The organism is Streptomyces sp. NPDC005151, assembly GCF_053599875.1.
The window spans coordinates 25,983-48,162 of the sequence record NZ_JBSFYR010000034.1 but is presented as its reverse complement, the minus strand read 5'-3'; the positions used below and the strand labels follow the sequence as shown (position 1 = coordinate 48,162).

Here is a 22,180-nt window from a genome sequence, read left to right as displayed (position 1 = left end):
GACGCAGACGTGACCGAAAGTGCCGGCACGCCGCCGGACCCCGACCACTCGGCCGCGGACAAGGACGAGGACACGTCGAGGGGCGAGTCGCAGGACAAGTCGCAGGACGGGCCGGACGGGGAAGCCACCCGCGCGCGGTGGCGGGCCGGGGCCGTCCCCGCCCGGCGCAGGCGCCACTGGCTGCGCTGGGCCGCGCTCGCCGCCTCGTTCCTCGTCCTGGTGGCCGCCGGCGTCGGCTGGTGGCTGTACCGGAAGCTCGACAGCAACATCAGGACGGACACGTCCGCGGCCGCCGAACTGCGCGCGTACGAGAAGGAGCGCCCGCCGTCCGTCGTGCACAAGGCGCAGAACATCCTGCTCATCGGCTCCGACAGCCGCGCCGGTGACAACCGCAAGTACGGTCGCTCCTACGGTGGCAGCCAGCGCTCGGACACCACGATCCTGCTGCACCTCCCCGCGGACCGGAAGAGCGCCACCGCGATGTCCCTCCCGCGCGATCTGATGGCAGAGATCCCCAGGTGCCGCACATCGGACGGGAAGCGGACCAACAAGCAATTCGCCCAGTTCAACTCGGCCTTCGAGTTCGGCGGCACTGCCTGCACGATCCGTACGGTCGAGCGGATGACCGGGATCCGCATAGACCACTACATGGTCGTCGACTTCAACGGCTTCAAGGACATGGTCGACGCGGTGGACGGTGTCGAGGTCTGTCTCAAGGAGCCGATCGACGACCCCGACGCGCACCTGAAGCTGCGCGCGGGACGCCAGAAGCTCGACGGCGAGGCTGCACTGGGTTACGTACGGGCCCGCAAGTCCCTCGGCAACGGGAGCGACACCGACCGGATGGACCGCCAGCAACGTTTCCTCGGCGCGTTGGTGAACAAGGTGCAGAGCGACGGCGTCCTGCTCAACCCGACCCGCCTCTATCCGGTGCTGGACGCGGCCACCAAGTCGCTGACCACGGACCCCGGCCTGGACAGCCTCAAGGACCTGTACGCGCTGGTGCGCGGCGTGCGCAACGTACCGACCGACAAGGTGCAGTTCCTGACCGTGCCACGGCAGCCGTACGCCGCCGACCCGAACCGGGACGAACTCGTCCAGCCCGACGCGGCCAAGCTCTTCAAACAGCTGCGCCAGGACGCCCCTGTCACGGTGATCCCGGCGGACGAGCTGGCACGCAGGAAGAACGGGAAGGGGCACGCCTCGGAGTCCACGAGTCCGACCCCCACACCCACCTATTCGGGCAACAACGCGGCCGCGGACCTGTGTCAGCAGTAAAGCAATGGCCAAGGAGTTGTCGACGATCGGCGTGCAATGAGCAGAATGACCGGTTGTAAGGTCCGTGGAATTTGTCACGCCCGTCGCTCAACGCCGAACTTGGCGGATAGTGTGACGCGATCCGGTGCTTCCGGCCGTCAGGTCGCGCACTGCTGGAGCGAAAGAACGAGCGCCTTGTCGGGGGAGGCGCCTCGCGTGGCACCGACGGAGGACTCAAGCAACCGTGGATGCGCAAAGCCGTGGACGGGCGGACGAAATCGATCCCGCAGACCAATGGGTTCTCAACCCGCAGACCGGCGATTACGAATTGCGACTGACCCGATCCGGAGGGGAATCGAGCCACATGCCGACCCCTCCGGGGCAGCGTGGTTCCAGGCGTGCAGGTGCAGTTCGTGAGGGCGGTGGCGAACGCAGAAGCGGTGCGCGTGACGACGGCGGGCGGGGCAACGGGCCGCGCCGCGAGGTGCCGGCACAGCGTGGCCGCCGTGCGGCCAATGGCCCGCGCGGGCCGGAAGATTCCGGTCCGGACACCGCGGGCCGGCGCAAGCGCAAGCAGCCCAAGTCCCGCCGCAGGAAGGCGCTCATCTGGACGGGCGGCGTGATGGCCTTCGTACTGGTCGGCCTGTCGGTGGGCGGATACGCGCTGTACCAGCACTTCAACAGCAACCTCAACACTGTCGACGTCGGTGACGCCGGAAACAAGAACGTCACCTCCGACGCCCCCCTCAACATCCTGATCATCGGCACCGACAAGCGGACCGGTAAGGGCAATGAGGGGTACGGCGACAAGGGCAGCACCGGCCACGCCGACACCAACATCCTCTTCCACGTCTCCAAGGACCGGACCAACGCGACGGCGCTGAGCATCCCCCGCGACCTGATCACCAACATCCCGGACTGCGAAACCACGCTGCCGGACGGTACGAAGAAGGTCATTTCGGGGACGCAGAACATCCGGTTCAACGTCAGCCTGGGCCAGGACGGGCGCGACCCGGGCTGCACCATGCGTACCGTCGAGGAGATCACCGGCCTGAAGGTCGACCACTTCATGATGGTCGACTTCAACGCGGTGAAGGAGCTGTCCACGGCGGTCGGCGGTGTCAAGGTCTGCCTGGCGCACGCGGTCAAGGACAAGGACTCGCACCTGGACCTGCCGGAGGGTGAGAGCACGATCCAGGGCGAGGACGCTCTCGCGTTCGTCCGCACCCGGCACAGCTTCGGCAACCAGAGCGACCTCGACCGAATCAAGGTGCAGCAGCAGTTCATCGGCTCGATGATCCGGCAGATGAAGTCGGACGACACCCTGACCAGCCCGACCAAGCTGTACAAGCTGGCGAACGCGGCGACCAGGGCGCTCACGGTCGACAAGGCCATCGGCTCGGGGACGAAGCTGGTGTCGCTCGCCAAGGAGCTCAGCAAGGTCGACACCAAGAACATCACCTTCGTGACGGCCCCGGTGATAGACAACCCGGCCGAGCCGAAGCCCATCACGGTGGTGCTGCGTCCGGAGAAGGCGGACCAGCTCTTCGCAATGATGCGCGAGGACACCTCGCTGACCGAGGTGAAGAAGCAGAAGCAGGCCGCCAAGAGCAAGCAGGACGCGCTCCTCAAGGGCTCCAAGGCCGCCGCGGCCGACGTACGGGTCGATGTGTACAACGGCGGCGAGATCGACGGTGGCGCGCAGAAGACCGTCGCCTGGCTGCAGAACAACCAGGGCGTGCTCAAGTCCACGAACAAGGCCAACGCCCCGGCGAAGCTCGACAAAACGACGCTGGAGTACGCGCCGAACCAGGCGGACCAGGCCCGCGCACTCGCCGCCATGATGGGGCTGCCCGGCTCGGCCCTGAAGAAGGGCACCACCGACGCAGAGGGGCTTCAGGCGATGGTCCTGACCCTGGGCGCGGACTTCAAGGGCGTGGGTGTGCCCATCACCGGACCGGCAAAGGCGCCGGCAGACATACCGCTAGCAAACGCCGCCAAGGCAGAGTGCGCCAAGTGACACCGGGTCACTGCGCCAAACCACGAGTCTGAGCAGCAGGGGGGTCCTGGTGGGACGGAGCAGCACGCCCGGGGAGGGGACGCGACCACGTGTCCGGCATGCCGGCCAACTCGGCTGGGACGACGACCTGTACACGGACGGCCCGGCCCCAGGCCGGGACGGCCAGGGCGCCGGTGCGGGCCGGGAGGGGCCGGGTCACGGCGGGCGCCGCCGCAGCACGTCGCACCGGCACGGGAAACGCGGAAAGCGCCGCATACTGCGCTGGGTCGCGTACGTACTCGCACTTTTCATACTCGGCGGCGCGGGCGCCGGATACCTCTATTACGAGCACCTCAACGGGAACCTCAAGAAGGCGGACCTGACGCTCGGCGACAAGAAGATGGCCGATCACAAGGCCAATGCCGCCGGTCAGACCCCGCTGAACATCCTGCTCATCGGCTCGGACGCGCGGGACTCCAAGGAGAACCAGAAGCTCGGCGGGGCCAAGGACACCTTCGGGGCGCCGCCCCTGGCCGATGTGCAGATGCTGCTCCACCTCTCCGCGGACCGCAGCAACATGTCCGTGATCAGCATGCCGCGCGACACACTGCTGAAGATCCCGAAGTGCACCGACCCCAAGACGGGGCACGTCTACCCCGCGACCACGGGCGTGGCGATGACCAACGAGACGCTCGGTCGCGGCGGTCCTGGGTGCACCGTGGCCACCTGGTACGAGCTCACCGGCATCACCATCGACCACTTCATGATGATCGACTTCGCCGGTGTGGTCTCGATGGCCGACGCGATCGGCGGCGTCCCGGTCTGCGTCAAGGGCAACGTCTACTCCCACACGCGCAACGGCAAGGGTTCCGGGCTGAAGCTGGAGGAGGGCACCACGAAGGTCAAGGGCAAGCAGGCCCTCCAGTGGCTGCGGACCCGCTACGGCTTCGGGGACGGCACCGACCTCGGCCGTACGCGCGCCCAGCACATGTACATGAACTCGATGGTCCGTGAGCTGCGCAAGGGCACCAAGCTCACCGACCCGGGCAAGCTGATGGGCCTCGCCAACGCGGCGACCAACGCGCTGACGGTCGACAAGGGCCTCAACACGGTCAAGAAGCTCTACGACCTCGCAGGCGAGCTCAAGAAGGCACCCACCAAGCGCATCACGATGACGACGATGCCGAACGTCTACGGAACGGGTGTGAACAAGGGCCGGGTGTTCCCCATGCCCGTCGACGCCGATCAGCTGTTCCAGATGGTTCGCGACGACATCCCGCTCGACGGCAAGGCGTCCAAGCGCAAGGCCCCTACGGCCAAGGAGCCCACGTCGCCCGTCGCCGAGATCCCGGTCAGCGTCCGCAACGGAACGCGCACCGACACCGAGTACCCGGTCAAGGGCCGCGCCACGGCGGTCCAGGAGCTGCTGGCCGGGAAGGGCTTCACGCAGGCCACGGTCGACACGCAGAACACCGACGCGACGGCGAGGACCGGGGTGCTCTTCCCCAGCGTGGACATGGAGGGCAATGCCCAGGCCGTCGCCAAGGCACTCGGTATCCCGCTGACGGCGGTGAAGAAATCGACCGCGGTCTCGGGCATCACGCTGACCGTGGGTGCTGACTGGCGCGAGCGCGGGGACTACCCCGCGTCCAGCGCCGATGGGAAGACTCCGAAGACCGCACGCGCCCTGAATGGCGACGACGAAACGGCCTGCATGGACGTCCAGCCGGGCTTCGGCTGGTAGCTCCGAAACGGGCACAACGCACTGTGGGGGCCTTCCGGCACATCGGAAGGCCCCCACACCGTGTCGGCTGCTACACCGTGACGGCCGGGCGCCGGCTGGCGATGACGTTCTTCGCCAGCGAGCGCGGGCTGGTCAGGAAGCCGTACCCCCACGACATGTGCATGGTCGCGAGCGCCACCGGGATCTGGGCCCGCGCCTTCAGCGACAGGCCCTTGCCTGCCGGGAGGGACCCGGCAACGATGGCGGCGACATAGCCGGCCGGGACGACGAACGCCCACGGGATGACGGCCGCGCCGACCACGAGGCCCGCCGCGATCGCGCAGACGGCGGTCGGCGGGGCGAGGTAGCGCAGGTTGATCGAGCCGGAGTGGTAGCGGGCGACGACATGGCGCCAGCGGCCGTAGTCCTTGTACTGCTTGGCCAGCGCCTTCACCGAGGGACGCGGCCGGTACTGCACCTTCAGCTCCGGCGAGAACCAGATCAGTCCGCCCGCCTCGCGGATCCGGAAGTTCAGCTCCCAGTCCTGGGCGCGGATGAACTCCACGTTGTACCCGTCCGCCTTCTCCAGCGCCTCGCGGCGGAACACGCCGAGGTAGACGGTCTCCGCGGGGCCCGCCTGGCCGCCGGTGTGGAAGGCCGCGTTGCCGACGCCGATCTTCGATGTCATGGCCGCGGCGACGGCGTCCTCCCAGGCGTTCTCGCCCTCGGCGTGCATGATGCCACCGACGTTCTGCGCGCCGGTCTCCTCCAGGAGGCGGACGGCGGTCGCGATGTAGTTCGGCGAGAGCATGCCGTGGCCGTCGACCCGCACCACGACGGGGTGCGAGGAGGCCTTGATCGCGGCGTTGAGCGCTGCCGGGGTGCGGCCGGTCGGGTTCGGCACGGTGTGGACCCGGGAGTCCTCCCGTACCAGTTCGGCGGCGATCTCGTCCGTACGGTCCGTGGACGGGCCGAGCGCGATCACGACCTCCATCTCGCCGGCGTACTCCTGCTCCAGGATGTGCCGGACGGAGTTCCTGAGATGGCGTTCCTCATTGAGCACCGGCATGATCACGGAGACGGCGGGGTACTGCGCGGCAGACATGTAGTCCTCGGGGGGTCCTCGGGGGCGCCGGGGGTTCTCACCCCAGGAGGCGGCGTTTCGGCCGCCACGTTACCGCGAATGGGGGACACGGGCGCGCGCCGCAAGGCCGCTTCCCGGTATGGAGATCGTACGGGCCTACTGTGCGAACGATCCCCCTTGCACCGCGGAGGTCCCCCCGTGCCCACACCGCACCGCTCCCCCCGTCCGCCGCGCCCCCGCGCCGCTCCCCCGCAGCTCAGGTCGAGAAAGCGGGACGAGAGGCCCCGCTGGGGCATGCGGGTCGCGACCGGTCTGTCCGTGCTGGTGCTCGGCGCCGGCGGGATCGGTCACGCGGTGGTGACCAATCTGGAGACCGGGATCGACCGCATCGATCCGTTCAAGGACATGAAGAACCGGCCACGGGCCGGGAACGGCACGAATCTGCTGCTCGTCGGCACCGACGGCCGCGACAGCATCAGCAAGGACGAGAAGAAGAAATACCGGCTGGGCGGTGCGCCCTGCTACTGCACCGACACGCTCATGCTGGTGCATCTGTCGGCGGACAAGGAACGCGCGAGCATCGTCTCCCTGCCGCGCGACAGCTACGCCGAGATCCCGGAACACCGCGACCGGAACACCGGCGCCGAGCACGCCGCCCACCCGGTGAAGCTGAACGCCGCCTACGCGGAGGGCGGGCCGAATCTGACCGTGCGGACCGTCGAGGACATGACCGGCATCAAGATCGACCACTATCTGGAGGTCGACTTCACCAGTTTCATGAAGACGGTCGACACCCTGGGCGGGGTGCAGATCTGCACCACCCGGCCGATGAAGGACTCGTACACCGGTCTCGATCTCGCCGCGGGCACCCACCGGCTGAACGGCGGGCAGGCGCTCCAGTACGTGCGCTCGCGCCATGTCGACGCGGCCGCGGACCTGGGCCGGATGCAGCGCCAGCAGCGATTCCTCGCCTCGCTGATCAAGCAGACGACCAGCAGCGGTGTGCTGCTGAACCCGGTGAAGTTCCGGGACATCGCCTCGACGATGCTCCATTCGGTCCGGGCCGACGAGGGGTTCGGCACGGAGCAGATGCTGGACCTCGGCCAGGCGATGCGCGGCTTCACCGCGGCGTCGTCCGAGTTCACCTCCGTACCGATCAGCGATCCCTCCTATCCGGTCAAGGGCATCGGCTCGACGGTCAAGTGGGATCCGGAGAAGTCGACGAAGCTTTTCCAGGCGCTGCGTGACGACAAGCCCCTCGCGGCGAAGCGGCCGGAGCAGGCAGCTGCGAAAACCGTCGATGTCGCGCCGCAGCAGATTCGGGTCCAGGTCTACAACGGGACCCCGATGGACGGCCTCGGCAGGACGGCCGATGACGCGCTGCGCGCCACCGGGTTCCGTACGACGCGGGCCCCGCTCGACGGGGCACCGCGGGAACTGAAACACACCCTGGTCGAGTACGACCCGAGGTGGGACCAGTCGGCGAAGTCGCTGGCGGCGGCGCTGCCGGGGGCCGAGCTGCGGGCAGTCAAGGGGCAGGGCGCGACGATGAAGGTGACGACGGGCACGGACTTCGGCAAGGTCGAGCGGGTACGGGCCGAGGACACGCACCGGGGCGCGTTCGCCGCGGTCACGGGCGACCAGGTGGCCTGCCCGTAGCGAGGCGCCCCGCCGACGGAGCCCCGGGGCGGTGGTCCGCCCCGGGGCGGCCGGGGAGGACGCCCTGCCGTCAGTCCTCGATGCCGTCCGCCGCGCGCTTCTCGCGCAGTTCCTTGATCGCGCGGCGCCGGGCCAGCCGGTGCGTGCGCCGGATCTGCGCCTCCTGGTAGCGCCGCTTGTCGCGCTCCGTCTCGGGGATCACCTGCGGTACGGGGCGCGGCTTACCGTCCCCGTCGACCGCCGCGAACACCAGATACGCGCTGCCGACCTGCTGGGCCGGGGTCGATTCGTTCCACCGCTCGGCCATGACCCGGACGCCGACCTCCATCGAGGAACGGCCGGTCCAGTTCACCTGGGCACGGACATGAACAAGGTCACCGACGCGTACCGGCTCCAGGAAGACCATCTCGTCCATCGAGGCCGTGACCGCGGGTCCGCCGGAGTGCCGGCCGGCCACGGCGCCCGCCGCGTCGTCGACCAGCTTCATGATCACGCCGCCGTGCACCGTACCCAGCAGATTGGTGTCGCTGCCGGTCATGATGTGACTGAGGGTGGTCCGGGACGCCGCAGTCGGCTTGCCGGGAATGTCGCCCTCTGGGCGTGGGGCCTGATCTGTCATACCGTCCACCTTATGCGGGGGGCCCTGGGCCACGGACATTGCATCAGCTTCGCAACATCCCAGGCCCGATAGCTCACACCCCCTGTAATACCGGCACGCCCGGACTGCACACTGGACCGCATGAGCGACAGGCCCGGTGGATGGACCGACGACGACCGCAACGACCGCTACGGGCGGGGCAGTGACAGCGCCCAGCCCGAGGGCGCCCGCGCCATGCGGCACGTCCAGCGGCGCCCCGCGCCGCCGCAGCAGCGACCGACGACGCCGCGACAGCGTCAGCCCGAGGCACCGCAGTACTCCGGCGGCTATGACGACGGCGCAGGGTACGACGGCAGTTACAACACGGGACGGGTCTACGGCGGCGGCAACGGCGGTGGCTACGGTCACGGCGGCGGCCGGGGTGACGGCGGTTACGTCCAGGGCAGGCCCGCGCCGGACTGGCGCCGCCGGATAAAGATAGGCACCCTGACCCTCGTGGTCGTGGTGCTGGCCGTCTCCATCGGCACGTACTTCTGGGCCGACTCCAAGCTCAAGCGTGAGGTCGACCTCTCCCAGGTGATCGAGCGACCGCACGCGGGCGACGGCACCAACTATCTGATCGTCGGCTCCGACAGCCGCGCGGGCATGACGGCCGAGGACAAGAAGAGGCTCCACACCGGCTCGGCCGAGGGCAAGCGGACCGACTCGATGATGATCCTGCACGACGGCTCGAACGGCCCGACGCTGGTCTCGCTGCCGCGTGACTCGAACGTCGAGATCCCCTCGTACAAGGGCTCCGACTCCGGCAAGCTCTACCCGGCCAGGGGCCGCTTCACCAAGCTGAACGCCGCGTACGCCGAGGACGGGCCCGAACTGCTGGTCCGTACCGTCGAGTTCAATACCGGGCTGCACATCGACCACTACGTCGAGATCGGCTTCGGCGGCTTCGCCAAGATCGTGGACGCGATCGGTGGCGTGGAGCTCGACATCCCCAAGGCGTTCAAGGACAAGTACTCCGGCGCCGACTTCCAGGCGGGCAAGCAGACCCTCGACGGCCAGCAGGCCCTCGCCTTCGTCCGCACCCGGCACGCGTTCACGTCCGACCTGGACCGTACGAAGAACCAGCAGAAGTTCCTCGCGGCGCTGGCGAGCCAGACGGCGACGCCGTCCACGATCCTCAACCCGTTCAAGCTGTACCCGACGATGGGCGCCGGTCTCGACACCCTGGTCGTCGACAAGGACATGTCGCTGTGGGACCTGGGCCAGATGTTCTTCGCGATGAAGGGCGTCACGGGCGGTGACGGCACGTCCATGAACATGCCGATCTCCGGCTCCACACGCGGGAATCTGGTCTGGGACAAGGCCAAGGTCAAGCAGCTGGTGGAGCAGCTCAACAACGACGAGAAGGTCACCGTCTCCGGTAACTGACGGCAGGCCGCCAGGAAAGGTCCGGACGGTGAACCGTCCGGACCTTTCCATTTCTCCGGCGCCCCTGTTTTCTCCCCTTAAGCTTCCCGGAGGAGTTGGCAGCGTGGCGCACTCGCCCGCAGCCGAGGGACGAGAGCAGGAGTGCCATTTTTCTTGGAGCTGAACCTCAGGCGGTACGAGGAAGAGGCGCAGCGCGGCATGCACACTACGGAAGCCAAGAAACAGCGGGCGGCCGCACGGAAGGCGAAGGCCAAAGCGCGGGCCGTGGCGCACGTCCGAGTGGGCGACGCGGAAACGGACTCGTCGGCAAGCGGGGACTTCACGGACGGGCTCTTCCCTCAGCCTGACGCTCTGTTCTCAACCCACCGCACAGCGCGCCCGAGCCTGGACCAACTGGGCGCGCCCACCAGGAATCAGCTCCTGGACGCGTACGTCACGAAGTCAACCCACGCGCCCGGCGCGAACCCAAGCAGCGGCCCCCGCGCATCCTTGGAGTCACGGACGTGGACCGAACCGGGGGCGGACGCGACCTCGATGCAGTCGTTCCCGTCGCCACTGCTGCTGTAGCTGCTCTTGAACCACTCCAACTCGGAAGCGTCCCCGGCAGAGGGCTTGTGGATCATGTCTCTCCCAGAACTTGCTCGATGAAGGCCAGCGACTCCCGTGGCGTAAGAGCCTGGGCCCGGATCATCCCATAGCGCAACCCAAGGATTCTGAGCTGCTTCGGGTCGGAGACCGGACGGCCGCTGAACGCGCCCTCGGAACGCCCCACCGCACTGCCGTCGGGGAACTTCAGAACCTCGATCAGCCCACCCGTCCCGGGATGCTCCTCGCGATGCGTCGGCATCACCTGGATCACCACATTCCGCAACCGCCCTACTTCCAAGAGGCGTTCGAGCTGTCGACGCAACACCATTGTGCCTCCGACCGGACGGCGAAGCGTCACCTCTTCCTGGACAAAACTCAGCGACGGGAGAGGATCCCGATCGAAGATGGATCGTCGGGCCATGCGAGCAGCCACCACTCGGTCCATCTCGTCCAGCGTGTAAGCCGGCAGCCACGAGGCGAACAGGGCCCGCATATGTTCTTCGGTCTGCAACAGGCCGTTGATGTTGTGGTGGTGGTATGCCTCCAGCTCGACGACCTTGGCCTCCAGCTTCGCCAGATCCCGCACCTTCTTCGGGTACCGGACCTCCGCCACATCCCGCTTCATCGCGGCAAGTTTCCCGCCCGCGCCCAGCACATCGTCCGCCCTGTCCAGGAACTCCGGCCGGGGGATGCGCCGCCCGCCCTCCACCTTGTAGACCAGGTCCTCGCCGTACCCGATCGCCGCCCCGAACTCGCCGGCCCGCAGCCCCGCCGACTCCCGCCACGCCTTGATCTGACGGCCCACCGCGGCGACCACCGCAACCCCCGACTCGTCGTCGGGATCGACGTCCCAGCCGGGCTCGTCCGCCCCGCCGCCCCCGCGCTCCGTACCGGTCCCATCCACGCTCATCCGTGCCCCACTTCCGACGCGCATGTCGTTCCTGCTCAACCCTGGTCATCCCCAGCACGTCACCCCGGACAGCCGGGACAGCACTGGACAAGCACGGGACAATGACCGTACGTAAGGGCCTCGTCACCGTTCACGGTACGCACGCGCAGCCACGCTGAGTGACGTGACCCAAGAAATCACTCGAACCGAACGTTCCGCTCCCACCCGGCAGTTCACCGTGCTGCTCTCCCCCACTCGCCGAGGTGCCAGGCTTGCCCGTCTCCTCACCACGGCGCATCTGGGCGACTGGGGCCTGCCCACGGAGCACGCCGCGCACATCGTCGCCGAACTGGCCACCAACGCCACGGTCCACGGCCGCGTACCGGGCCGGGACTTCCAACTGCGCCTCGCCGTCCGCCGCGACGCACTCCTGCGGATCGAGGTGACCGACGCCCGGGGCGAGCAACTGCCTCCCACGCCCGGCACCACGTCCGCCCCCGCCGACGACGCGGAATCAGGGCGCGGCCTGCTGATCGTCGAGGCACTCGCCGACCGCTGGGGCATCGACCTCGGGCCCGTCCCGCGCAAGACGATCTGGGCCGAACTCAGCCTCGTACCGTGACCGCTCCACCGGGTCGCGGAGACCCACGACCCGGTGGATCACGTCGCCGCGTCCTACGACGCATAAAGCTTTAAAGAACCTGGGGAAATTACCTTCCCCACCCAAACCCGACCCCACCCGCCCCCGTCACTCGCGCGGGTGACATAGGGCAACTGGGCTGGATTTCATACGGGTTGGCAGGCATATGCTCGCCGCGACAACTACAGACATGCGACGGCCCCCGACGAGACGCCAATCTCGGCCGAGGGCCTGACCACCGAGGAAGAGACACCTTCCCGATGGATACCCAGCAGATTACCGCGCGCCCGTGCGCCCCGCCCTCCACATCCGGGGGCGCCGCACCGTCGTCTGGTGTCATCCACATCAACGTCCGGCACGCCGCACGCTTCACGGTCCTCGGCAACCACCTCACCCAGCACCGCGGACTCTCCCTCACCGCCATCGGGCTCGCCGCACACATCCAGTCACTGCCCGCCGGAACGAAGATCGGCATCAAGGTTCTCGCCGAACGCTTCCCCGAGAGCGAGACCCGCATCGCCGCCGCCCTGCGCGAACTCGAAGCAACCGGCTACCTCCACCGCAGCCGCGTACGCCTTCCCAACGGCCGCGTCGTGACGCGCACGGTCTCCTACAACCAGCCGGGAGCCACCGCGTCCACCGTCCCGGCACCCGAGCCGCGGACCGGGCGCAGCAAAGCGGGAGCCCTCCTGCCCACACCGCCGCCACCGGCATGCGGGACCGCTCCCGAACCGCGCCCCAACCCGTCCCCCGTACCGCACTCCCCCACCGAGGCGCCGCAGCCGCCCGCGCCCCAGCCGGCGCCCGCATCACCCCCGACACCCGCACCGCAGCCGCAGCCCGCCCCCTCTCTCGTACCGGCTCCCACCGCGCACAGGACGCCGCCCCCGCCACTCCCTCAGCCGCGGGCGCTGACCCCGGAGCTTCAGCACACGGCCTCCGCGCTCCTCGCCGATCTGCGCCGCCACGCGCCCCTGCTCGTCCTCTCGGAGCACGACATCCACACCCTCACCCCCGGCGTCGCCGTCTGGCTCGAACGCGACGCCCACCCCGACACCATCCGCCACACCCTCACCACCGACCTCCCGAACCCCCTGAAGCACCCGGCCAAGCTCCTGCGCCACCGGATCACGACGCTCCTGCCGCCGCCGCTGCCGGAAGCCCAGGACCTCGCACTCGCACGCCCCGGCGCCATCGTCATCCCGCTTCGGAACTGCGACCGCTGCGACCGCGCCTTCCGCTCCCGTGACCCCGGCCACTGCCGCGACTGCCACACCGAACTGCACACAGCCGCCTGACCGGAACATCACCCACAACCCGAACGGACCTCCATGGTCAGCTCGCCCCACGAGGCAATGCACCGCATCTTCCAGGAGTACCCGGGCCTCTTCTCCCGCGTCTCCGAAGTACTCGGAGTCGACATCCCACCACCCACCTCAGCCACCCTTATGCCCACCGACCTCACCGAGGCCCGGCCGGTCGAACGCCGCGTGGACACCCTGCTGCGGATCGAAACCGAGGACGACGGACCCTTCCTTCTCGCCATCGAGGCCCAGGGCAAGAAGGACCCCGACAAGACCGTCAGCTGGCCGTACTACGTCACCTACCTCAACAACAAATACCGGCTGCCCACTCTGCTACTGGTCGTCTGCCAGGACCACGCCACCGCCGAATGGGCCGCACGCCCGATCTCCATCGGCCTCCGCCAATGGCAGACGTTCGCCCTGTACCCCCTCGTCGCGGGACCGCACAACATGCCGGTGATCACGGACGTGGCCAAGGCCCGCAAGGACCTCGCGCTCGCCACCCTGGCCGCCATCACACACGCCGACAATCCGGACGTCGGTGCCATACTGAAGACCCTGTCCGCCGCGCTGCGGGACACACCGGAAACCATCGCCGACCCCATCGTCGAACTCACCGCACAGGGCTTGGGCAACCGCCCGGCCGCACAACAGTGGAGGAACCTGGTGGCCGTGGACCTTTCTTTCTACAAGTCGCCCCTCTCGGAAGAAATCCGGGACGAAGGCCGTGCCGAAGGCCGAGCCGAAGGCCGAGCCGAAGGACTCCTGCTCATCCTCGACGTGCGCGGTATCGCCATCACCGACGAGACCCGCGAGAAGATCACCGGCTGCGACGACCCCCAGCTCCTGCACCAGTGGCTCAACCGTGCCGCCACCGCCGCCTCCGCCGAGGAAGTCTTCGCCGGGGAGTAACCCCGCCCCGGTGGCTGCGCCCCCTCCTGTCCACAGGCCCGCATCCCGTTCACGGCTCCCCCACGTCCGAGGGGCCAGAGCAGGACGCGGGCCGCGGTGCGTGAGCCTGCACGCCAAGGTGATAGCCGCCGATCGGCAGATCGCATTGCTGGGCAGTGCCAACCTCACCGGCCGCGCCCTCACCGACAACCTGGAGATCGGCGTCATCCTGCGCGACACGAGGACAGTCGGTCGGCTGGTCGACCACCTGCACTGGCTCACGGGCCCGGAAGCCCGTTATCTGCGGCGCGGCTGACTCATCTCGCGCGGTCTCTTGGCCGCCACATACACACGTCCGGCCCCCGATGTGCCATCGGGGGCCGGACGCCAAGGCAATAACCGTTACGGAAGGTTCCTCGCCATGACGATCCGCTGGACCTGGTTCGTGCCTTCATAAATCTGCGTGATCTTGGCGTCGCGCATCATCCGCTCCACCGGGTAGTCCCGCGTGTAGCCGTAGCCGCCGAGCAGCTGGACCGCGTCCGTGGTGACCTCCATCGCGACATCGGAGGCGAAGCACTTGGCCGCGGCGCCGAAGAAGGTGAGGTCGCTGTCGAGGCGCTCGGACTTGGCGGCGGCGGAGTAGGTGAGCTGGCGGGCCGCCTCCAGCTTCATCGCCATGTCGGCGAGCATGAACTGGATGCCCTGGAAGTCGCCGATCGGCTTGCCGAACTGCTTGCGCTCCTGGACGTAGCCCTTGGCGTAGTCGAGGGCGCCCTGCGCGATGCCGAGGGCCTGGGCCGCGATCGTGATGCGGGTGTGGTCCAGGGTCTTCATCGCCGTGGCGAAGCCGGTGCCCTCCTCGCCGATCATGCGGTCGGCGGGGATCCGGACGTTGTCGAGGTAGACCTCGCGGGTCGGGGAGCCCTTGATGCCGAGCTTCTTCTCCGGGGCGCCGAAGGAGACGCCCTCGTCCGACTTCTCGACGACGAACGCCGAGATGCCCTTGGAGCGCTTGGTCGGGTCGGTGACGGCCATCACCGTGTAGTAATCGGAGACGCCCGCGTTGGTGATCCAGCGCTTCACGCCGTTGAGGACCCAGAAGTCGCCGTCACGGACGGCCTTGGTCTTCATGCCGGCGGCGTCGGAGCCTGCGTCGGGCTCGGAGAGGCAGTACGAGAACATCGCGTCGCCCTTGGCGAGCGGGCCCAGGTACTTCTTCTTCAGCGCCTCGGAGCCGGAGAGGATCACCGGGAGCGAGCCCAGCTTGTTCACGGCCGGGATCAGGGAGGAGGAGGCGCAGACGCGGGCCACCTCCTCGATCACGATCACGGTGGCGAGGGCGTCCGCACCGGCGCCGCCGTACTCCTCGGGGACGTGCACGGCCTGCAGCTCCGAGGCGACCAGGGCGTCCAGCGCCTCCTGCGGGAAGCGGGCCTCCTCGTCGACCGCAGCCGCGAACGGGGCGATCTTCGCCTCGGCGAGCGCACGGACCGTCTCGCGGAGCATGTCGTGCTCCTCGGCCGGACGGTACAGGTCGAAATCGGTGGAACCCGCCAAGACTCTCACTCCCCAGGGATGCTAACTACCGTTAAGTAACCCAATTTTAGGTTCCCTGGCCCACAAAGACCTATGGGAGCTGCACGTGAGCTTCGCGACAAGGGTCCCCCGGGCCCGCAAATCCCGGTCTTCAGAGGCACGACTATGCTCGTTCACCGCATGTCTGTCCGCATCTCTCAGGAGCACTCCATGGCCCTCAGGATCACTGTGATCGGCACCGGCTACCTCGGCGCCACCCACGCCGCGGCCATGGCGGAACTCGGCTTCGAAGTGCTCGGGCTCGATGTCGTGCCCGAGAAGATCGAGATGCTCAGCAGAGGCCGGGTCCCGATGTACGAGCCGGGGCTGGAGGAGCTGCTCCACAAGCACGTCGCGGGCATCGAGGGATCCAGCGGGCGGCTGCGGTTCACCACCTCGTGGGAAGAGATCGGCGCCTTCGGTGATGTGCACTTCGTCTGCGTGAACACCCCGCAGAAGCACGGCGAGTACGCCTGCGACATGTCGTACGTGGACTCCGCCTTCGAGTCGCTGGCGCCGCAGCTCACCCGGCCCGCCCTGGTCGTCGGCAAGTCGACCGTGCCGGTGGGCTCCGCGGCCCGGCTCGCGGCGCGGCTGGCCGAGCTGGCGCCGGTGGGAACCGATGCGGAGCTGGCCTGGAATCCGGAGTTCCTGCGCGAGGGCTTCGCGGTGAAGGACACCCTGCACCCGGACCGGGTCGTCGTCGGGGTGGAGAGCGAGCGGGCCGAGAAGCTGCTGCGCGAGGTGTACGCGGTGCCGGTCGCGGAGGGGTCGCCGTTCGTGGTGACGGACTTCCCGACCGCGGAACTGGTGAAGACCTCGGCGAACTCGTTCCTGGCGACCAAGATCTCCTTCATCAACGCGATGGCGGAGGTCTGCGAGGCCGCCGACGGTGATGTGGTGAAACTGGCCGAGGCGATCGGTCACGACGAGCGGATCGGAGCCAAGTTCCTGCGGGCCGGGATCGGCTTCGGCGGCGGGTGTCTGCCGAAGGACATCCGGGCCTTCATGGCGCGCGCCGGTGAGCTGGGCGCGGACCAGGCGCTGACCTTCCTCCGTGAGGTCGACTCGATCAACATGCGGCGCCGCGGTCACATGGTGGAGCTGGCCCGGGAGGCCGTGGGCGGGGGCTCGTTCCTCGGCAAGCGGGTGGCCGTGCTGGGTGCGACGTTCAAGCCGGACTCGGACGACGTACGCGACTCGCCGGCCCTGAACGTCGCCGGGCAGATCCACCTCCAGGGCGGCCAGGTCACCGTCTACGACCCGAAGGGCATGGACAACGCCCGGCGGCTCTTCCCGACGCTCGGGTACGCCGAGTCGGCGGTGGACGCGGTGCGCGGCGCGGACGTGGTGCTGCACCTGACGGAGTGGCGCGAGTTCCGCGAGCTGGACCCGGCGGCGCTGGGCGAGGCCGCCGCGCACCGGATCATTCTCGACGGCCGCAACGCGCTGGACAGCACGCTGTGGCGCGAGGCGGGCTGGACGTACCGGGCGATGGGCCGGCCCCGCGCCTGACCCGCCCCCGGAGTTCGGGGACCGGAGGGGCGTCCTCCCGTCCCGTGGGTCGTCAGGACGCCGGGGCGTCGAGTTCCTCGATCGTGGCGTGGGACGGGCCGCGTCGCGTCCGCAGGTCGCGCGCGACGGCCTCGGCGTCGCGCAGCACCCGTACCGCGTTGCGCCAGGTGAGCTTGGCGAGGTCGGCGGCGGACCAGCCGCGGCCCAGCAGTTCCGCGATCAGGTTCGGGTAGCCCGAGACGTCCTCCAGACCTGCGGGGAGGAACGCGGTGCCGTCGTAGTCGCCGCCGACACCGATGTGGTCGATCCCGGCGACCTCACGCATGTGGTCGAGATGGTCGGCGATCGTCGCCACGGTGGCCATCGGGCGCGGGTGGGCGGCCTCGAACTCCGCGTGGATCTTCATGGCCTGCGCGGTGGTGTCGAGGTGGTGCAGACCGTGGTCGCGCATGTTCCGGTCCGCCGCGCGGGTCCATTCGACGGCTTCCGGGAGGACGAACTTCGGTACGAAGGTCGCCATGGCGATGCCGCCGTTGGCCGGGAGCTGCGCGAGGACGTCGTCGGGGATGTTGCGGGGGTGGTCGCAGATCGCCCGCGACGAGGAGTGCGAGAACATCACCGGCGCGGTGGAGGTGGCGAGCGCGTCGCGCATCGTCGTGGCCGCCACATGGGAGAGGTCGACCAGCATGCCGGTGCGGTTCATCTCCCGTACCACCTCATGGCCGAACGGCGAGAGACCGCCGACGCCGGGCTCGTCCGTCGCCGAGTCCGCCCACGCGATGTTGTCGTTGTGGGTGAGCGTCATGTAGCGGACGCCGAGGGTGTGCAGGGCGCGCAGGGTGCCCAGCGAGTTGTTGATGGAGTGGCCGCCCTCGGCGCCCATCAGGGAGGCGATCCGGCCCTCGGTGCGGGCCGTCTCCATGTCGTCGGCGGTAAGGGCGCGCCGCAGGTCCGCGGGGTAGCGGTCCAGCAGCTCGGCGACCACGTCGATCTGTTCGAGGGTGGCGCTGACGGCGTCCTCGCCCGCCATGTCGGACCGTACGTAGACGGACCAGAACTGCGCGCCGACGCCACCGGCGCGCAGCCGCCCGATGTCGGTGTGGAGGTGGGCGGACTGGTCGGTGGCGATGTCTCGGGCGTCCAGGTCGTACCCGACCTGTTCGCGAAGTGCCCAGGGCAGATCGTTGTGACCGTCGACGACCGGGTACTCGGCGAGGAGTTCCGCAGCCTGTGCGAGGTGGTCCCCGGAGTGGTCCGTGGTCCGGTCCGCGATCTGGTCCGTCATGGTCGCCCGCTTCCGCTCGTTGTCCGCTGTGTCTACTTGCCGAATGTGTCTACTTGCCGAAGCCGAAGGAGTCGCTGCCCTCGACCTTGCTGCGCAGCCGCTTGCCCTTCTCGGTCGCCTGGTCGTTCAGCTCCTGCTGGAACTCCCGCATGCGGGCCAGTAGCTCGCTGTCGTGGGCGGCGAGGATACGGGCGGCGAGCAGACCCGCGTTACGCGCGCCGCCGACCGACACGGTCGCGACGGGCACACCGGCCGGCATCTGCACGATGGACAGCAGGCTGTCCATGCCGTCCAGGTACTTCAGCGGAACCGGGACGCCGATGACGGGCAGCGGGGTGACCGACGCGAGCATGCCGGGCAGGTGGGCCGCGCCGCCCGCGCCCGCGATGATCGCCTTGAGGCCGCGGTCCGCGGCGTTCTCCCCGTACGCGATCATTTCGTGCGGCATGCGGTGGGCGGAGACGACATCGACCTCGTACGGGATCTCGAACTCGTCGAGGGCCTTGGCCGCTGCTTCCATGACGGGCCAGTCGGAGTCCGAACCCATGACGATGCCGACGACCGGCGCGGCGGAGGCGGGGGAAGTCATTCGGTGATCGTTCCTCGCAGGTAGTCGGCCGCGTGCCGGGCGCGCTCACGCACGTCCGCCAGGTCGTCGCCGTAGGTGTTGACGTGTCCGACCTTGCGGCCGGGCTTCACATCCTTGCCGTACATGTGGATCTTGAGCTGTGGGTCGCGGGCCATGCAGTGCAGGTACGCCTGGTACATGTCCGGGTAGTCGCCGCCGAGGACGTTGCACATGACCGTCCAGGTGGCGCGCGGGCGCGGGTCGCCGAGCGGCAGGTCGAGAACGGCCCGGACGTGGTTGGCGAACTGGGAGGTGATCGCGCCGTCCTGGGTCCAGTGCCCGGAGTTGTGCGGGCGCATCGCGAGCTCGTTGACGAGAATGCGGCCGTCACGGGTCTCGAAGAGTTCGACGGCGAGGTGGCCGACGACACCGAGCTCGGCGGCGATCCGCAGGGCCAGCTGCTGGGCCTCGCCGGCGAGCTGCTCGCTCAGCTCGGGGGCCGGGGCGATGACCGTGTCGCAGACGCCGTCGACCTGGATCGACTCGACGACCGGGTACGCGACTGCCTGGCCGTGCGGCGAGCGGACGATGTTGGCCGCCAGCTCCCGTACGAAGTCGACCTTCTCCTCGGCGAGGACCGGGACACCCGCCCGGAACGGGTCGGCCGCGTCCGCCTCGGAGCGGACCACCCAGACGCCCTTGCCGTCGTAGCCGCCGCGGACCGTCTTCAGGATGACGGGGAACCCACCGGCCTCGGCCGCGAACGCCGCGGCGTCCGCCGGGTCCGTCACGATGCGGTGGCGGGGGCAGGGCGCGCCGATCTCGCTGAGCTTCGCGCGCATCACCCCCTTGTCCTGGGCGTGCACCAGCGCGTCGCGGCCGGGGCGTACGGGAATGCCGTCCGCCTCCAGGGCCTGCAGATGCTCGGTCGGGACGTGCTCGTGATCGAAGGTGATCACGTCACAACCGCGCGCGAAGGCGCGCAGCGTGTCCAGGTCGCGATAGTCGCCGATGACGACTTCGCTCACCACCTGGGCCGCCGAGTCCTGAGGGGTGTCGCTGAGGAGCTTGAATTTGATGCCGAGGGGGATGCCCGCCTCGTGGGTCATACGGGCGAGCTGACCGCCGCCGACCATGCCGACTACCGGGAACGTCACGCCTCCAGGGTATCGGGCGTCCCGGGGGCCGCCGGACGATGCCCCTGAGGGCGGCGGCCCAAGGCTCCGTGTCACAGGCTCGCCACGCCTCGATGAATGCTCACAGGTATCTCACAGGAGGCCTGGATAGCATGACCGGGTTGACCGAATCGACGGACGGGGCTGAGCGATCACCATGAACGAACGGGGCGTGCTACGGACCCGGCTGGATGCGCTGGCCCGGGAGGTCGCCAAGTTCGGCGTGGTCGGTGCGATGGGTCTGCTGGTCAATATGGCGGTGTCCAACCTGCTGTGGCACACCACGGACCTTCAAGTGGTGCGGGCCAGTCTGCTGGCCACGTTCGTCGCCATCCTCTTCAACTACGTGGGCTTCCGCTACTGGACGTACCGGGACCGCGACAAGACCGGGCGGACCCGGGAACTGACGCTGTTCCTGCTGTTCAGCGCGGTGGGTGCGGCGATCGAGAACGGTGTGCTGTACGCGGCGACGTACGGGTTCGGATGGAACGGCCCGATCCAGAGCAACGTCTTCAAGATCCTGGGAATCGGGATCGCGACGCTGTTCCGGTTCTGGTCCTACCGGAGCTGGGTGTTCAAGGCGCTGCCTGCCAAAGACGGCGTAGGCGTGGTGGCACAGGGACGCGAGGCCGCGGGGCGGGTGCCGGTGGAGCCGGCGGAGCCCGTACGACGTTGAGGCACCGGGGGCGTCCGATTGCCGCTTCGCCCTCGGTCTCCCCTCGGCGGGCTTGATTCAGCGGACCGGTCGTTCCGGTTCCTCGCGGTTCAGGGCCACCCGGCTCAGGAACAGGGCGAAGACCGCCGGTTGCTGCTGGAGCAGTTCCAGGCGACCGCCGTCCGCCTCGGCCAGGTCGCGGGCGACCGCGAGGCCGATTCCCGTCGAGTTGCGGCCGCTGATCGTCCTCTCGAAGATCCTGGCGCCCAGATCGGGCGGGACGCCGGGGCCCTCGTCCGTCACCTCGATGACCGCCTGGTTGCCGGTGACCCGGGTGCGCAGGGCCACCGTGCCGCCGCCGTGCATCAGTGAGTTCTCGATCAGCGCGGCCAGCACCTGGGCGACCGCGCCCGGCGTGCCGACGGCCCGCAGACCCTGTTTGCCGGAGCGGACGATGGCGCGGCCCTCGCCGCGGTAGGCGGGGCGCCACTCCTCGATCTGCTGCTTGACGACCTCGTCGAGGTCGAAGGCGACCGCCGAGCCGGTGCGCGGGTCGCGGGCGTTGGTCAGCAGCCGCTCCACCACGTCGGTGAGGCGCTCGACCTGGGTGAGGGCGATGTTCGCCTCTTCCTTCACCGTGTCCGGGTCGTCGGTGACGGAGATCTCCTCGATCCGCATGGAGAGCGCGGTCAGCGGCGTGCGGAGCTGGTGGGAGGCATCGGCTGCGAGCCGGCGTTCCGCGGTCAGCATCCGGGCGATCCGTTCGGCGGAGGAGTCGAGGACGTCCGCGACCCGGTCCAGCTCCGGCACCCCGTACCGCTTGTGGCGCGGCCGCGGGTCACCGGAGCCCAGGCGTTCCGCGGTCTCGGCGAGGTCGGTGAGCGGCGAGGTCAGTTTGTTGGCCTGGCGTACGGCGAGGAGCACCGCGGAGACGATCGCGAGCAGCGCCACCGCACCGATGATCATGAGCGTGCGCCCGACCTCGCGGGTGACGGCGGAGCTGGACTCCTCGACGGTGACCTTCTCGCCCTGCTCCCCCTTCGCCGTACTTCTGATCACACTGCCGGTGGGACGCGTGCCCACTTCGATGCGGGTGCGGCCGGGGATCTCGACCAGGGCGTACCGGTTGTGGTCGACCTGTTGGGCCAGCACACCGGGGTTGATCCGTTCCGCCCCGAGGAGCCGGCTCTCGACCACGCTGATCAGCCGCAGCGCCTCGGAGTCGACACTCTCCTGGGCGCTGTTACTGATGGTGCGGGTCTCGACGATGACGAGGGAGACACCGAAAACGGCGATCACCACGAGCACCACGGCGAGCGTGGAGTTGATCAGTCGGCGGCGCAT

At 68.9% G+C, this 22,180-nt stretch carries 20 protein-coding genes; 11 read left to right on the top strand and 9 right to left on the bottom strand.

Annotation, left to right across the window (positions count from 1 at the left end; genetic code table 11):
- Window positions 1-9 precede the first annotated feature (9 nt).
- The 3 genes from ACWD6R_RS19815 to ACWD6R_RS19805 all read left to right on the top strand — a co-directional run bounded on the left by ACWD6R_RS19815 (window position 10) and on the right by ACWD6R_RS19805 (window position 5,000).
- Window positions 10-1,278, top strand: a complete 1,269-nt coding sequence (locus ACWD6R_RS19815; protein ID WP_451819871.1) for an LCP family glycopolymer transferase — start codon at window positions 10-12, stop codon at window positions 1,276-1,278.
- Between the two features lie 223 nt (window positions 1,279-1,501).
- Window positions 1,502-3,277 (top strand): LCP family glycopolymer transferase, encoded by a 1,776-nt coding sequence (locus ACWD6R_RS19810; RefSeq protein WP_451819870.1) that lies wholly within the window; start codon window positions 1,502-1,504, stop codon window positions 3,275-3,277.
- A 49-nt stretch (window positions 3,278-3,326) separates the two neighbouring features.
- On the top strand, window positions 3,327-5,000 hold the full coding sequence (locus ACWD6R_RS19805) for an LCP family protein (protein WP_451819869.1): 1,674 nt from the start codon (window positions 3,327-3,329) through the stop codon (window positions 4,998-5,000).
- Between the two features lie 70 nt (window positions 5,001-5,070).
- On the opposite strand, the gene ACWD6R_RS19800 is transcribed toward ACWD6R_RS19805, so the two are convergent.
- A complete protein-coding gene (locus tag ACWD6R_RS19800) occupies window positions 5,071-6,084 on the bottom strand; it encodes a glycosyltransferase family 2 protein (protein ID WP_451819868.1) in 1,014 nt (337 codons plus the stop codon).
- A gap of 177 nt (window positions 6,085-6,261) precedes the next feature.
- Here ACWD6R_RS19800 and ACWD6R_RS19795 point away from each other — a divergent pair, with 177 nt between their 5' ends.
- The gene (locus ACWD6R_RS19795; protein WP_451819867.1) at window positions 6,262-7,722 is read left to right on the top strand and encodes an LCP family protein; all 1,461 of its coding nucleotides are present in this window, start codon (window positions 6,262-6,264) and stop codon (window positions 7,720-7,722) included.
- A gap of 70 nt (window positions 7,723-7,792) precedes the next feature.
- Here the strand turns inward: ACWD6R_RS19795 and ACWD6R_RS19790 are convergent, their stop codons facing one another.
- Window positions 7,793-8,341, bottom strand: coding sequence for an acyl-CoA thioesterase (locus ACWD6R_RS19790; RefSeq protein WP_451819866.1), 549 nt, complete (start codon window positions 8,339-8,341; stop codon window positions 7,793-7,795).
- 120 nt (window positions 8,342-8,461) lie between these two features.
- On the opposite strand from ACWD6R_RS19790, the gene ACWD6R_RS19785 reads away from it, so the two are divergent.
- Window positions 8,462-9,748, top strand: a complete 1,287-nt coding sequence (locus tag ACWD6R_RS19785; protein WP_451819865.1) for an LCP family protein — start codon at window positions 8,462-8,464, stop codon at window positions 9,746-9,748.
- Between the two features lie 413 nt (window positions 9,749-10,161).
- Here the strand turns inward: ACWD6R_RS19785 and ACWD6R_RS19780 are convergent, their stop codons facing one another.
- Both ACWD6R_RS19780 and ACWD6R_RS19775 read right to left on the bottom strand, forming a co-directional pair.
- The gene (locus ACWD6R_RS19780; RefSeq protein ID WP_451819864.1) at window positions 10,162-10,371 is read right to left on the bottom strand and encodes a DUF397 domain-containing protein; all 210 of its coding nucleotides are present in this window, start codon (window positions 10,369-10,371) and stop codon (window positions 10,162-10,164) included.
- Window positions 10,368-11,246 (bottom strand): helix-turn-helix domain-containing protein, encoded by an 879-nt coding sequence (locus tag ACWD6R_RS19775; protein WP_451819863.1) that lies wholly within the window; start codon window positions 11,244-11,246, stop codon window positions 10,368-10,370. The genes ACWD6R_RS19780 and ACWD6R_RS19775 overlap by 4 nt, the downstream gene beginning before the upstream one ends.
- A 163-nt stretch (window positions 11,247-11,409) precedes the next feature.
- On the opposite strand from ACWD6R_RS19775, the gene ACWD6R_RS19770 reads away from it, so the two are divergent.
- The 4 genes from ACWD6R_RS19770 to ACWD6R_RS19755 all read left to right on the top strand — a co-directional run bounded on the left by ACWD6R_RS19770 (window position 11,410) and on the right by ACWD6R_RS19755 (window position 14,376).
- Entirely contained in the window at window positions 11,410-11,847 is a 438-nt protein-coding gene (locus ACWD6R_RS19770) for an ATP-binding protein (protein WP_451819862.1), read from the top strand.
- 278 nt (window positions 11,848-12,125) lie between these two features.
- Entirely contained in the window at window positions 12,126-13,163 is a 1,038-nt protein-coding gene (locus ACWD6R_RS19765; RefSeq protein WP_451819861.1) for a helix-turn-helix domain-containing protein, read from the top strand.
- Window positions 13,164-13,196: 33 nt separating this feature from the next.
- Complete coding sequence (locus tag ACWD6R_RS19760) at window positions 13,197-14,081, top strand: hypothetical protein (RefSeq protein WP_451819860.1); 885 nt, start codon at window positions 13,197-13,199, stop codon at window positions 14,079-14,081.
- A gap of 100 nt (window positions 14,082-14,181) precedes the next feature.
- Window positions 14,182-14,376 carry a phospholipase D-like domain-containing protein gene (locus ACWD6R_RS19755; RefSeq protein WP_451819859.1) on the top strand — a complete coding sequence of 65 codons (195 nt, stop codon included), beginning with the start codon at window positions 14,182-14,184 and terminating at the stop codon, window positions 14,374-14,376.
- Between the two features lie 86 nt (window positions 14,377-14,462).
- Here the strand turns inward: ACWD6R_RS19755 and ACWD6R_RS19750 are convergent, their stop codons facing one another.
- Window positions 14,463-15,620: an acyl-CoA dehydrogenase gene (locus ACWD6R_RS19750; RefSeq protein WP_451819858.1), complete on the bottom strand. Its 1,158-nt coding sequence runs from the start codon at window positions 15,618-15,620 to the stop codon at window positions 14,463-14,465.
- 189 nt (window positions 15,621-15,809) lie between these two features.
- Between ACWD6R_RS19750 and ACWD6R_RS19745 the strand changes: the two genes are divergently transcribed.
- On the top strand, window positions 15,810-17,153 hold the full coding sequence (locus tag ACWD6R_RS19745; protein ID WP_451819857.1) for a UDP-glucose dehydrogenase family protein: 1,344 nt from the start codon (window positions 15,810-15,812) through the stop codon (window positions 17,151-17,153).
- 52 nt (window positions 17,154-17,205) lie between these two features.
- Here the strand turns inward: ACWD6R_RS19745 and ACWD6R_RS19740 are convergent, their stop codons facing one another.
- The 3 genes from ACWD6R_RS19740 to ACWD6R_RS19730 are packed head-to-tail and all read right to left on the bottom strand — an operon-like array spanning window position 17,206 to window position 20,163.
- Window positions 17,206-18,438 carry a dipeptidase gene (locus tag ACWD6R_RS19740; RefSeq protein WP_451819856.1) on the bottom strand — a complete coding sequence of 411 codons (1,233 nt, stop codon included), beginning with the start codon at window positions 18,436-18,438 and terminating at the stop codon, window positions 17,206-17,208.
- A gap of 49 nt (window positions 18,439-18,487) precedes the next feature.
- Window positions 18,488-19,027 (bottom strand): 5-(carboxyamino)imidazole ribonucleotide mutase, encoded by a 540-nt coding sequence (purE, locus tag ACWD6R_RS19735; RefSeq protein WP_266984915.1) that lies wholly within the window; start codon window positions 19,025-19,027, stop codon window positions 18,488-18,490.
- Window positions 19,024-20,163 (bottom strand): 5-(carboxyamino)imidazole ribonucleotide synthase, encoded by a 1,140-nt coding sequence (locus tag ACWD6R_RS19730; protein WP_451819855.1) that lies wholly within the window; start codon window positions 20,161-20,163, stop codon window positions 19,024-19,026. The genes purE and ACWD6R_RS19730 overlap by 4 nt, the downstream gene beginning before the upstream one ends.
- 175 nt (window positions 20,164-20,338) lie before the next feature.
- Here ACWD6R_RS19730 and ACWD6R_RS19725 point away from each other — a divergent pair, with 175 nt between their 5' ends.
- On the top strand, window positions 20,339-20,857 hold the full coding sequence (locus tag ACWD6R_RS19725) for a GtrA family protein (RefSeq protein WP_451819854.1): 519 nt from the start codon (window positions 20,339-20,341) through the stop codon (window positions 20,855-20,857).
- A 57-nt stretch (window positions 20,858-20,914) separates the two neighbouring features.
- On the opposite strand, the gene ACWD6R_RS19720 is transcribed toward ACWD6R_RS19725, so the two are convergent.
- Window positions 20,915-22,180, bottom strand: coding sequence for an ATP-binding protein (locus ACWD6R_RS19720; protein ID WP_451819853.1), 1,266 nt, complete (start codon window positions 22,178-22,180; stop codon window positions 20,915-20,917).